This window comes from Vibrio sp. A1-1 (assembly GCF_021728175.1).
GTDB classification, from domain to species: Bacteria; Pseudomonadota; Gammaproteobacteria; order Enterobacterales; family Vibrionaceae; genus Vibrio; species Vibrio diabolicus.
Map to the genome: position 1 here is coordinate 24,303 of NZ_JAKKCL010000020.1, position 13,232 is coordinate 37,534.

Genomic DNA, 13,232 nt, shown 5'->3' on the forward strand with positions numbered 1-13,232 from the left:
AATAGACCTACGTTATTTTTAGGAGTACATAAGTTAGTTTTTTAGTAATGACAAAAGCATACAGTTACATTCGTTTCAGTACTAAAGGGCAAATAGAAGGTCGTAGCTTACAGAGACAGTTAGAAACTGCTCGGAAGTACGCAGAGGAAAACGGGCTAGAATTGCAGAGCCTTTCTTTTCAAGATTTGGGTGTTAGTGGGTTTAAAGGACGTAATAGTGAACAAGGGGCTCTTTCCCAGTTTATAGAAGCGGTTAAAGAAGGGACTATTCCTGAAGGAAGTTGGTTACTCCTAGAAAGCTTTGACCGTATGAGCCGTCAACCAGTCGAAAAGTCAATGCGCCTTCTCATGGAGCTTGTCGAGCTTGGTATCATCGTCGTAACTCTCATGGATAAACAGGTATATAGAAGAGGTCAACTTGATATGACAAAGTTGATTATCTCACTTGTAATCATGAGCAGAGCACATGAGGAATCGGCTGCGAAAAGTAAACGCCTAGCTGATGTATGGCATGCAAAGCAAGCAGTTGCTCATCTAAAGCCACTGGGAACTCACCTACCTGCATGGCTCGAATACAACGAAGACAAAACTAAAATACAGATTAACTATGAGAAAGCAGTGGTTGTTCGTTATATCTTTGAGCTTTCAGCAAATGGGTATGGACGGTCTGCTTTAATAAGAAAGCTAAATTCGCAGGGGATTGCTCCTATAGGCTCAAGAGCTAAACGCTGGCACCTCTCTTATGTGACTAAGCTCCTCAATAATACTGCTGTTCTAGGCGAATACATCCCACATGTTACAGACAAACTTGGTCAAAGAGTTCCTACAGGGGAAGTCATTGAAAACTACTATCCTCCTATTATAGAAAAAGATTTATGGCTCAGAGCTAAGGCTGCGGCTCAAAGTAGAAAAATTAGAGGGACTGGAGCAATTCGTAGAGGTCACACACGCAATATTCTATCAGGGATGGTTTCTTGTGAATGTGGTTCTTCGATGCAATTTGTTAACAAGGGCTCTTCAGACAAAGGAGGTTATTACCTTGTTTGTAGTACAGCGAGACACGGTGCTGGATGTCAGTATATAGGTCATCGTTATTATTCTGTTCAGTGGGTTGTTCTAATAGCTCTTCAAAAGCTTCTCCATACATTTGCAAACAAAGCAGATAACCACGAAAAAGAAATGCAGCTAGAGGGTGAGCTTGTTGAGCTAGACAGGAAGCTAAACAACCTTATCAATGATTTAGAAGAAAATGGGTCTAGTAAGTACATTAGCGCAGCGATACGTAAAACTGAGCAGCGTATGGATATAGTTAAGAATGAGCTATTGATGCTTCAAAGTTCTAAGGCAGTAGAAAATGATGAGGTTGATTTACAAGAGATAACGCTACGCCTTAATGAAAACTTCGAACGCCTGCGTTTACACCAATACCTGAAGAGACATATTGCCAACATCGTGGTCTACAAAAATAAAGAGCGTTTGGAGATAAACCTAAAGACTGGAGAAGATATTATCTTAACTTTTATCCCGTCAGAGAACTTGTGGCAGAGTAATACAGGAGTCTCTTTCAGTGTTACTTTTGATACTCGTTGGGGTTAACAATTAAAGAGCTTGATGTGATGTCTCGTTGATTATCACTAATGTTGCGTAGACAATGTGTTTCATAAACTTTAGACTTTCAATACTGCCTAAATAAAAAAGTAACTATTAATCATCTGGGAATTAAGTATGTCTATTCTATCTAAAACTCTAACTGGTGGCTTGTTATTTGCCCTTTCTTCCTATACCTGTGCAGCACAGTGGACCTCAGAGACGATTAAAGATGATTTTACAGATGAAACAAAAGTTTTCGCTTCTGTATTATCTGATGCTGGTTTTAGGGATGGCTTCATCCATATGGGTTGCTATCCCGGCAAATCTTTTGAAGTAAAAGTAGGCGCAGGTAAATACATTGGGTCTAAGAGAATCCCTAACAATGTAAAGTATCGTGTTGATAAAAATGAGCCTGTAGAAATGACCATGAACTCTACGTCAAAACGCTATGTATATATGAATGATGCTAACTCAAAGTTCGTTAGAGATCTTCTCGATGGTAAGTCAAGTGTAGTAGTTCAGTTAACTAGCTATGATTATGACACCTCCAAAGCAAAGTTTTCTTTGAAAGGCTCTACCAAAGCGATTAAACAAGTATTAGATGCATGTAAATAACTGTATTTAAAACAAAAAAAAACAAACCCCATTCTATGCCAACCACTAGGGTGACCACCTAGAGATCTTAGCGGTCACAAGTGACCACCCTAGTGTCTTACCAAAGATTTACACTAGCTTGCGGCTACCGCTAAGACCTCTTTTGTTTTTTCTGCTGTTATTCCTAGGTTTTCGCTATGAGTCGTTAGAATTTCTCGTATCCATCACCTTCACCATACTTTAGGATAACCTCGTTTTCATCCCAACTACGCTTTACGACAATTCCTAATGCTCTTTTATCTAAAGTATTTAATGCCTTTCTAAAGGCCATAGGGTTTCTTTGGATTAACTCTTTGAGGGTATTTTCTTGATAAATGATTTCTTTTTGCTCTAGCTCTTCTTCAGATAAATCAGCATCAAATTTCTCACCTTTATAAGCTTTTGATAATCTGCTGATAATTGGAAATCCATCCTTATCGAAATCGTCAGGTGCTAGCTCAAATCTCTTTAATAGCTTTTTTCTAAGCTTTTCTGCTGCCTTTTGATAATCACCCAACCACTCTTTCACATTAGGTAAACCAACCTCGACACAGGCATTCTGAGCGTTCACAATGTGTAATCCTTGGGTTTCACTGCAATCAAATAACTTAGCGGTTTTTCGCTTTGAAAGTATCTTTAGGTTCTCACCTTGCATCAAAGACTGCTTAAACTTGTTTTGCCATATCTCAGACTGATCTAAGGCTGTACCGTGTTCCAAGTTCTTGGTAAGAGAATCCAAGTAGGCTTCAGCTTCTGTATAGCCTCGGTAGACCTTCACGGGGACTAAAAGGTTTTGGCTTGGGTTGTCTTTAAGGAACTTGTGGCATGCCTCTGTGCGGTGGAAACCGCTCACTACATACAACTCACCGTAAATATCATAGGCTTCTATTGGTTCCCTAATGCCATTACCGTTCTCTAAACTGGTAAGAATGTTTCTGAGTTGCCTTTGTCTACTGTTTTCTGAAGCTGCTCTGTCTGCTCTTTTAGCTATTAACTGTGTTTGTCTGCTTTGAAACCTTTCATCGAGAACAAGCTGTCTAGGGTCAATTTGCTCTAAAGTGCACTGTTTCATCATCGTTTACTGCTGGTATAACTCTATCTGTGGTTGGTTAGTATGATTGAACCTCACAAACACTCTACCACCTGATAATCATGGGTAGGCGGGGAGGGGTTGGACTATATGGTTTTTCCTTCGATTGCACCGCCTAGTTACGTACACACAAAATGTGTTTTACTTTTGGCTGATTTACTGGGTGTAAAATAACCAAATAACGGTCAAAACAATTAATTGAATTTTTTATGTGCGCTTGCTGTTTCATTTTTTTTATAGCAAAGCAATCTCAAGGAGGTCTAAAGCTTCTTAGCTTCTGCTGTTAGCCTCTTAACTGTCGAAATAGAAACATTAAGCTTTTCTGCTGTTTTCGAAATAGAAAGTCCTTGAGCACGCATTTCAGCTACTTTTTGAGGTGTAGCCTTAACGGGGCGTCCTATCGTTTTTCCTTGGGATCTAGCTCTAGCCTGCCCTTCAATTGTTCTTTCTCTGATTCGGTCTCGCTCAAATTCAGCAAAAGCCGTGAACATTCTCAACATAAGCTTACCTTCAGAAGTCGTTAGGTCTTTTGTTGGTAAGTCTAGGCTATGAACATTAACCCCTTTCTCACACAGAAGTTTTATTGTCTGCTGCACATCAATGTTGTCACGCCCTAAACGGTCAAGCTTCAAGACAACTAATGTGTCTCCTTTCATTAGCTTATGCTCTACCATCGTCTTAAAGCCTTTACGCTCCATTGCGCATACGGCTCCTGAAACAGTCTCTTCCACTACAAATGCTTCATCGACTTCATAGCCTCTGTCTTTAAAAGCTTGCACTTGGTTTTCTGTGGTCTGTTCAGTTTTGGATACACGGCAGTAGAAGTACGTTCTGCAACTCACCTTGCCTTACTCCTAAAGATTCAAAAGTAGGGCTATTTTATAGGCTAGGCTTAAATCAATCAACACCCTACTTTTAAAACAATCCAGATTGAGTTCATCTTAGGTGGTCTAAAAACGAATGTTTTTGAGCCTATGTGTTCTTTTGAGCTTATGGTTCTTTCGTGTGAAAAGTCTTCACATCGATTCTCAGCTTGTACTTTGAGTTTGGCTCTATATATTGTGTATAGCTAATGACCACAAGGTTATCTACTGGGTATCCTGTTTTCTCCAGTTGATTTAAAAACCAGCGCATAACATTAGCTACATCCATACCTCTCCAGTCACCTTTTGCTGACATTGAACTTTTCCTGTTGTATTCAGCGTCAAATTCTACATCTGCGTGGATTGCCAGAGGCTCGTCATAGTTCAACTTCCACCTCTGCTCTTCATCAAAGCAGTCAGGATATCGCTTTGTTAGATAGTCTAAAGTGATAGGTTGGCGTAAATCTTTAACTTGTATATCAACTAGTTTCATTACCATTATTAACTCTCCGTAGTAACAAGAACTCATTAAGATTAGTGTTCAATATTGAAGAATTCATTAATAGGTCTTTTAGGTTCTAAAAGTAGTAAGTTGTGGTTTCCAGCGGCAGCAATCTCCAGTGCGCGCTTACCTTGTTGTTGGCCAATAATATCTTGTAAGTCTCGACCATGTTTTTCGACTATTTTGCGCTTAGGCGTTTGAAAAAGATTCAGCCGATGTTGGCCACAAAGCTCGGCACATACTTCCAGTAGAGATTGAGCCGATTTATGTTGTTCCTTCCCCACTAGCGCCGCTTGATCGCCATTCACATGTGGGACCACTAAATGACGCTGAATCTTACTGGCTTCCAGCGCAGCAGGCAGCACACCTTTTACCGGTCTCAGACCACCAGATAGCGCTAACTCACCAACAAATTCGTAGTTTTTGAGCTTATCTGTCGCGATTTGCTCCGAAGCGGCCAAAATTCCCAATGCAATAGGAAGATCAAAACGCCCTCCCTCCTTAGGTAGATCTGCTGGAGCCAAGTTCACGGTGATCCGCTTAGCAGGAAATTGAAAATTAGAATTAATGATCGCGCTACGAACGCGATCTTTGGACTCTTTTACCGTCGTCTCTGGCAGCCCTACCAAGGTAAACCCGGGCATACCATTGCTAATATGAACTTCTACACTAACCGATGGCGCTTGCACCCCGACGCTTGCTCGACTATGAATGATTGCCAGCCCCATACGTTCCTCAATTTATTGAACACTCTGTAAACAAATGTTTTATCTAGTTGGTTATGTTATATACCGCGTCCCAATTGAGAGTTAATGTGAAAAAAGAATGACTTTTTGCTTGTCATGCAGCGGAATTGTGTGATACCACTAATGACGCAAACAATTTCGTAGAACATTACACAACATTTTTTAACGAAAAAAGAACGACAGACAGATGAACCTTTTCGCTCATATCAACGCACTGCTAGCCCTGATTATCGTGGTCATTATTGGCACCGCGCGGGGTATTGTGGGCGAAAGGTAACCACAAATTACAAAAAACCCCCGCACTGAAAAGTCCGGGGGTTTTTTTACAACTACAAGTTGTCATCTGTCTAACCCTCGGACAGTTTAACGGGAAGAATGGGAGTGCACATGAAGTGCAATAAATATGGCAATCGCTACGAGCCACAACGTAGCAAAGGAGGTTTACGATGACTGGTGCACAACTTGTCGTAGCCGCTTTAAGACAGCAAGGCATCGAAACCGTTTTTGGCTACCCTGGCGGGGCCATCATGCCAATCTACGATGCTTTGTATGACGGAGGGGTGGAGCACATCCTATGCCGTCATGAGCAAGGGGCCGCCATGGCCGCCATCGGTATGGCTCGTTCCACACAAGACGTTGCCGTATGCATGGCAACTTCCGGCCCAGGGGCCACTAACCTTGTTACCGGCCTTGCCGACGCTTTCCTTGACTCCGTACCTCTAGTTGCCATCACAGGCCAGGTTGCTAGCTCTCATATCGGTACCGATGCATTCCAAGAAATGGATGTGATCGGAATGTCCCTAGCCTGTACTAAGCACAGCTATCTCGTGACCGAAATTGAAGACCTAGCGCCAACGCTAGCCGAAGCGTTTGAAGTGGCCAAAACGGGTCGTCCGGGTCCAGTCATTGTCGATATCGCCAAAGACGTTCAACTGGCTCAAACCCCAACAGATCTACTGCCTCCATACGTAGCGCCTGCAATCGAAGATGTCAGCGCTGAAGACATTAAGCGCGCACAAGATGTACTGGCAGCCTCAACTCGCCCAGTGTTGTATGTTGGTGGTGGCGTGCAACTCGCGAAAGCAACCGATGCAGTACGCGAATTCCTTCGCTTAAACCCAATGCCAGCAGTTAGCACACTAAAAGGCCTCGGTACCATTGAACGCCATGACCCTCACTATCTTGGTATGTTGGGCATGCACGGCACCAAAGCCGCTAACCTAGTGGTTCAAGAAGCCGATCTATTGATTGTGGTTGGCGCGCGTTTTGATGACCGTGTGACGGGTAAGCTCGACACGTTTGCACCAAATGCGAAAGTGATTCACATCGACATTGATGCTGCGGAGATTCATAAACTGCGCCACGCCAACGCACCATTACGTGGCGACATCAACACCATTCTTCCTCAGCTAGAGCTGACTCAAGATATCTCACCGTGGGTTCATCACAGTGAAAGTCTGCGCAGCGGCTTTAAGTGGCGTTACGACCACCCGGGCGAGTTAATCTACGCACCGCTATTGCTTAAACAACTGTCAGACATGATGCCAGACAGCTCAATTGTCTCGACTGATGTAGGTCAGCACCAGATGTGGGCAGCGCAACATATCCAGCCACGCGAACCACAAAATTTCATCACTTCTGCTGGCCTTGGAACCATGGGCTTTGGCTTGCCAGCAGCGATGGGTGCAGCAGTCGCACGTCCTGATGATCAGTCTATCCTTATTACAGGTGACGGTTCATTTATGATGAACGTGCAGGAATTGGGCACGCTGAAGCGTCGTCAGATTCCAGTGAAGATTGTCCTTCTTAATAACCAACGTCTTGGCATGGTTCGCCAATGGCAATCGCTGTTTTTCGACGGTCGCCACAGTGAAACCATTCTTGATGACAACCCAGATTTCGTGATGCTAGCAAAAGCGTTCGATATCCCGGGCAAGACCATCACCAAGAAAGAAGAAGTGGAGCCAGCGCTGAAAGAGATGCTAGCGAGTGAAACTTCTTACATGCTTCACGTTTTGATTGATGAAGAAGAAAACGTGTGGCCATTGGTGCCACCTGGCGCATCAAACAGTGATATGTTGGAAAATACATAGGAGACAATCGCATGGACAGATATTTACTCGACATCAAAGCCGATGACAAACCGGTACTGTTGGAGCGCGTTCTACGTGTGATTCGTCACCGAGGCTTCGTGATCAAACAAGTCGCTGCTACGCAAAACCATGAAAGTAAAGTAGCCAGCGTCGAGATCATCGTCGACAGCGATCGACCAATCTCGTTTTTGATCAATCAAATAGAGAAGTTGTGGGACGTTCGTAAGGTTGAGGTGCTAAAAATCCGCAACGATGAACTGCCAAATCACAACTTACAACAACACGTAAGTGCATAAGGAAGGCAACAAATGGCAACGAAAACTGCAGATTTCATTTGGTTTAATGGTGAGATGGTTCCATGGGCAGAGGCGAACGTTCACGTTCTGACTCACGCAATGCACTATGGTACATCCGTGTTTGAAGGCGTGCGCTGTTACAACACACCAAAAGGCCCAATTGTCTTCCGTCACCGTGAGCATGCACAACGTTTAAAAGATTCCGCCAAGATTTACCGTTTCCCGATCCCTTTTTCTGTAGAAGAAATCATGGAAGCGACCCGCGAAACACTGCGCCAAAACAAACTCGATAGCGCTTACATTCGTCCATTAGGTTTTGTCGGTAATGTTGGTTTGGGCGTGTGCCCACCAGTTGGCACTGAAATGGATCTAATCATTGCGGCATTCCCTTGGGGCTCTTACTTAGGCGAAGAAGCGCTAGAGAAAGGCGTGGATGCGATGATTTCAAGCTGGAACCGCGCGGCACCAAACACCATCCCGACAGCAGCTAAGGCCGGCGGTAACTACCTATCTTCACTACTGGTTGGTGGTGAAGCGCGTCGTCACGGTTACGACGAAGGTATTGCGCTAAGCGTAGATGGTTACCTATCGGAAGGCGCCGGTGAAAACATCTTCGTTATCAAAGATGGCGTAATCACCACACCACCAGCAACTAGCGCGATTCTACCGGGCATCACTCGTGACTCGATCATGACGATTGCACGCGATAAAGGCTACGAAGTGCGTGAAGCGAACATTGCTCGTGAAGCCCTTTACCTTGCCGATGAAGTCTTCATGACAGGTACTGCGGCTGAAATTGTGCCTGTGGCAACCATCGACAAAATTGAAGTGGGCACAGGTAAACGCGGCCCAATCACTAAAGAACTACAAGCAGCCTACTTTGGCCTATTTGACGGCACCACGGAAGATAAGTGGGGCTGGTTAGACTATGTGTACCCAGAACAGAAGTAAGAAGGATTTAAGAAATGCCAAAATATAGATCAGCTACCACCACACATGGTCGTAACATGGCGGGGGCACGCGCGCTGTGGCGTGCAACGGGTGTGAAAGAAGAAGACTTCGGTAAACCAATCATCGCCGTGGTGAACTCGTTTACTCAATTTGTTCCGGGTCACGTACATCTTAAAGACATGGGTCAGCTTGTCGCACGTGAAATCGAAAAAGCCGGCGGCATCGCAAAAGAATTCAACACCATCGCGGTTGATGATGGTATCGCAATGGGTCACGGCGGCATGCTGTACTCACTGCCTTCACGCGAACTTATCGCAGACTCTGTAGAGTACATGGTCAATGCGCACTGTGCCGATGCCATGGTATGTATCTCTAACTGTGACAAAATCACTCCAGGAATGTTGATGGCATCTATGCGTCTTAACATCCCTGTTATCTTTGTTTCTGGTGGCCCAATGGAAGCGGGTAAAACCAAGCTTTCTGATCAGATCATCAAACTAGACCTTGTTGATGCAATGATCCAAGGCGCGGATCCAAAAGTATCTGATGAGCAAAGCGAGCAGATCGAACGCAGCGCATGTCCAACCTGTGGATCGTGTTCAGGCATGTTCACGGCAAACTCGATGAACTGCCTAACAGAAGCACTGGGTCTTTCTCAGCCGGGCAACGGTTCTATGCTGGCGACTCACGCTGATCGTGAACAACTATTCCTTAACGCGGGCAGACGCATTGTTGAACTGACTCGCCGTTACTACGAGCAAGATGACGAATCCGCGTTGCCACGCAACATTGCAACTTATGATGCCTTCGAAAATGCAATGGCACTGGATATCGCCATGGGTGGCTCAACCAACACCATTCTGCACCTACTGGCCGCGGCGCAAGAAGGTGAAGTGGATTTCGATATGGAAGATATCGATCGCCTATCACGTCAAGTACCACACCTATGTAAAGTGGCACCATCTACCCAGAAATATCACATGGAAGACGTACACCGCGCAGGTGGCGTAATGGCGATTCTTGGTGAATTGGATCGTGCTGGTCTACTGCACAATGATGCTCGCACCGTACTGGGTCTTTCAATGAAAGAGCAGTTGGCAAAATACGACATCATCCAAACGGAAGACGAAGAAGTACTTAAGTTCTACCGTGCCGGTCCGGCTGGTATTCGTACCACCCAAGCGTTCTCGCAAGATTGTCGTTGGGATCGCCTTGATGACGACCGTGCAGAAGGTTGTATTCGCGCGAAAGACAACGCCTTCAGCCAAGAAGGTGGCCTAGCCGTTCTATCAGGCAACATCGCATTAGATGGTTGTATCGTTAAGACAGCTGGTGTTGATGAAAGCATTCATAAGTTCACTGGCCCAGCCGTGGTATTTGAAAGCCAAGAAGACGCCGTAGAAGGCATCTTAGGCGGCAAAGTAAAAGCAGGCGACGTGGTTGTTATCCGTTACGAAGGCCCTAAAGGTGGTCCGGGCATGCAAGAAATGCTTTACCCAACCACTTATCTAAAATCGATGGGCCTTGGCAAAGAGTGTGCACTTCTGACTGACGGCCGTTTCTCTGGCGGCACATCAGGTCTGTCTATCGGCCACGCCTCTCCTGAAGCAGCAAACGGCGGTGCAATTGGTCTGGTAAAAGAAGGCGATATGATCGCAATTGATATTCCAAACCGTTCAATTTCACTCCAAGTGTCTGAACAAGAACTTGCTGAGCGCCGTGCAAAACAAGATGAACTAGGCTGGAAACCTGTTGATCGTCAAAGAGAAGTTTCCTTTGCACTCAAAGCGTACGCGAGTATGGCAACCAGTGCTGACAAGGGTGCAGTACGAGACAAGTCGAAGCTAGAGGGCTAGCAATGATGGAAGCTCAACCCGAAAAACAAGTGAACCAAACTGGCGCAGATTATCTGCGCCAAATCCTTCGCGCACCTGTTTATGAAGTAGCAACAGTGACGCCACTGCAAGAAATGCCTCGTTTATCTGCACGTATCGGGAATAATGTGCAGATCAAGCGTGAAGATCGCCAACCCGTGCACTCGTTCAAATTGCGCGGTGCATACAACATGGTGGCGAGTTTATCTGAAGCGCAGAAAGCCGCTGGTGTCATCGCAGCATCGGCAGGTAACCACGCTCAAGGCATGGCGCTGTCTGGCACTAAGCTGGGCATCAAAACCACCATCGTGATGCCAAAGACCACGCCGGATATCAAAGTCGACGCCGTACGCAGCTTTGGTGGCAATGTGGTACTACACGGCAGCAACTTTGATGAAGCAAAAGCAGAAGCCGAACGTTTGTCAGAGCAATATGGTTACACTTTTGTCCCTCCTTTCGATCACCCACTGGTGATTGCAGGTCAAGGCACCATCGGTATGGAAATGCTGCAGCAAAATGGTCACCTTGATTACATCTTTGTTCCTGTCGGTGGTGGCGGTTTAGCTGCCGGTGTTGCGGTACTCGTGAAGCAGCTCATGCCAGAAATCAAAGTCATTGCCGTAGAGCCGGAAGACTCATCTTGTCTTAAAGCCGCGCTGGATGCTGGTGAACCAGTGGTACTAGACCAAGTCAGCATGTTTGCCGATGGCGTCGCAGTAAAACGCATTGGTGAAGAGACTTTCCGTCTGTGTCAAAAGTACATTGATGGCCATATTGCGGTCTCTAGTGATGAAATCTGCGCAGCCGTAAAAGACATCTTTGAAGATACCCGTGCGATTGCTGAGCCTTCGGGCGCACTTGCTCTGGCAGGTTTGAAGAAGTTTGCTGAACAGAACAAGCTGAAAGACAAAAACCTAGGCACGGTACTGTCTGGCGCAAACACCAACTTCCACGGGTTACGCTATGTGTCAGAACGTTGCGAGTTAGGTGAAAAACGTGAAGGTTTATTGGCAGTGACGATCCCTGAACGCCAAGGAGCGTTCTTTGAGTTCTGTAACTTGATTGGCGGTCGTGCCGTAACGGAGTTTAACTATCGTTATAACGATGACGAACTCGCTAATATCTTTGTCGGTGTCCGTCTGCAAGGCGGTCAAGAAGAGTTGGAAAACATCATTCACGATCTACGTGAAGGTGGCTATCCGGTGGTTGACCTTTCTGACGATGAAATGGCGAAGCTACACGTTCGCTACATGATCGGCGGGAAGCCATCGAAGCAACTCAAAGAGCGACTCTACAGCTTTGAATTTCCAGAGTACCCAGGTGCCTTACTGAAATTCTTAAGCACTCTTGGTACCCATTGGAATATTAGCTTGTTCAACTACCGTAACCACGGTGCCGACTACGGACGCGTTTTATGTGGTTTCGAGTTAGATGAAGGGGATTTAGCTCAATTTTCTGCGCATTTGCGCGAACTTGGCTATCAATGCAAAGACGAAACAGACAACCCGTCTTACAAGTTCTTCCTGTCATAAAAAGCCACATTCCAAACATATCAAATAAAACACCTCGCGATTGCGAGGTGTTTTTTTATGACTGTAACCAATCTTGATGTAGCTGATTAGGCGATCCTAGGTAATCCACCATCCATTGGATCAATTTATGATTATCATCTTTGCGCCAGACCAAGCAACAATGACTGAGCGGCTTATCATCTGGCATCACCTTCTCCACCAGCACACCATCATTGATCAGTGGCGTTGCAATATGACGTGGCATATAACCCACGCCAACTCCATTTTTCAAACATTCAATTGCACTGTACCAGTTGGGTAGTAACAATCGGCGTTGTTGCGGATAATGGCCAGTATGGCGCTTTGGCAGCACGTTCGAAGTATCATCAAGGCAGATCGCCGGAAATTGACTCACAAACTCTTCAGTAAGCACTTGTTGGCGAACACAGGGATGAGCGGGAGACATCACAAATGCCCAATCCAATACGCCCATATCTTTGACTTCAAAATCCCCACCAACGGGAACCGCAGATGTCGCGCCAACGACAATATCGGCTCGTCCTTGTGCTATGGCTTCCCAAGAACCATTGAAGACCTCCATATTGATCTGCAATTCAGCAAATTCAAACTCGCGATAAAAATCTTCCACTAAAGGTTTGAGTTTTTCTAACTTCACCACGTTATCTAAGGTCAGCTTTAACGTGCTCTTCCATCCTTGAGCCGCTCGCCGCGTTTGTGCTTTCACCTCTTCCATTTGACGCAGCAAAGAGCGAGCCTCAGCCATAAAAAGTTCACCTGCTGGAGTTAACTCCACTTTCCTCGGTAAGCGTCGAAATAGCACCACATCTAAATCTTGCTCGACCTGCCTTACTCCATAGCTGATGGCAGAAGGGACTTTATGCAGCACCTCAGCCGCAGCGGTGAAACTGCCTAAACGGGCAACCGTATCCAGCATTTCCAGAGACGCTTTAGAGAACATGATTTAACCTTTCAAAAAATTTGATTGATAACCAACAATTTTAGCGTTTTATTTTATCAAAATCGAAAAATAGAATAATAAGGTAAATAAATCAGGGTTGGCGCC

The 13,232-nt window shown here is 45.4% G+C and carries 11 protein-coding genes and 1 pseudogene; 7 read left to right on the plus strand and 5 right to left on the minus strand.

The features are described from left to right. Positions 1–47 precede the first annotated feature (47 nt). The gene (locus L3V30_RS21300; protein ID WP_025635015.1) at positions 48–1,595 is read left to right on the plus strand and encodes a recombinase family protein; all 1,548 of its coding nucleotides are present in this window, start codon (positions 48–50) and stop codon (positions 1,593–1,595) included. Positions 1,596–1,724: 129 nt separating this feature from the next. Further along, positions 1,725–2,204: a hypothetical protein gene (locus L3V30_RS21305; RefSeq protein WP_025635014.1), complete on the plus strand. Its 480-nt coding sequence runs from the start codon at positions 1,725–1,727 to the stop codon at positions 2,202–2,204. 184 nt (positions 2,205–2,388) lie between these two features. Here the strand turns inward: L3V30_RS21305 and L3V30_RS21310 are convergent, their stop codons facing one another. The 4 genes and pseudogenes from L3V30_RS21310 to L3V30_RS21325 all read right to left on the minus strand — a co-directional run. After that, positions 2,389–3,297, minus strand: a complete 909-nt coding sequence (locus tag L3V30_RS21310; protein WP_065765529.1) for a hypothetical protein — start codon at positions 3,295–3,297, stop codon at positions 2,389–2,391. Between the two features lie 275 nt (positions 3,298–3,572). Next, on the minus strand, positions 3,573–4,154 hold the full coding sequence (locus L3V30_RS21315; RefSeq protein ID WP_025635471.1) for a recombinase family protein: 582 nt from the start codon (positions 4,152–4,154) through the stop codon (positions 3,573–3,575). Positions 4,155–4,302: 148 nt separating this feature from the next. After that, positions 4,303–4,674, minus strand: coding sequence for a hypothetical protein (locus L3V30_RS21320; protein WP_025635473.1), 372 nt, complete (start codon positions 4,672–4,674; stop codon positions 4,303–4,305). A gap of 86 nt (positions 4,675–4,760) precedes the next feature. After that, positions 4,761–5,405 (minus strand): annotated as a pseudogene (locus L3V30_RS21325) (magnesium chelatase domain-containing protein); the annotation flags it as partial. A 464-nt stretch (positions 5,406–5,869) separates the two neighbouring features. Between L3V30_RS21325 and ilvG the strand changes: the two are divergent. From ilvG to ilvA, 5 genes are read left to right on the plus strand one after another with little or no spacing between them, the layout of a single operon-like run. Beyond that, positions 5,870–7,516, plus strand: a complete 1,647-nt coding sequence (gene ilvG / locus L3V30_RS21330; protein ID WP_005394061.1) for an acetolactate synthase 2 catalytic subunit — start codon at positions 5,870–5,872, stop codon at positions 7,514–7,516. A gap of 11 nt (positions 7,517–7,527) precedes the next feature. Then, positions 7,528–7,812: an acetolactate synthase 2 small subunit gene (gene ilvM, locus L3V30_RS21335; protein ID WP_005378958.1), complete on the plus strand. Its 285-nt coding sequence runs from the start codon at positions 7,528–7,530 to the stop codon at positions 7,810–7,812. Positions 7,813–7,824: 12 nt separating this feature from the next. Continuing rightward, positions 7,825–8,763, plus strand: coding sequence for a branched-chain-amino-acid transaminase (ilvE, locus tag L3V30_RS21340; RefSeq protein ID WP_005378953.1), 939 nt, complete (start codon positions 7,825–7,827; stop codon positions 8,761–8,763). A 14-nt stretch (positions 8,764–8,777) separates the two neighbouring features. Continuing rightward, positions 8,778–10,619 (plus strand): dihydroxy-acid dehydratase, encoded by a 1,842-nt coding sequence (gene ilvD / locus L3V30_RS21345; protein ID WP_237309823.1) that lies wholly within the window; start codon positions 8,778–8,780, stop codon positions 10,617–10,619. Between the two features lie 2 nt (positions 10,620–10,621). After that, on the plus strand, positions 10,622–12,169 hold the full coding sequence (gene ilvA, locus L3V30_RS21350) for a threonine ammonia-lyase, biosynthetic (RefSeq protein ID WP_048625600.1): 1,548 nt from the start codon (positions 10,622–10,624) through the stop codon (positions 12,167–12,169). Positions 12,170–12,224: 55 nt separating this feature from the next. Here ilvA and punR read toward each other — a convergent pair whose 3' ends face one another. Continuing rightward, entirely contained in the window at positions 12,225–13,127 is a 903-nt protein-coding gene (gene punR, locus L3V30_RS21355) for a DNA-binding transcriptional activator PunR (protein ID WP_005394068.1), read from the minus strand. Positions 13,128–13,232 lie beyond the last annotated feature (105 nt).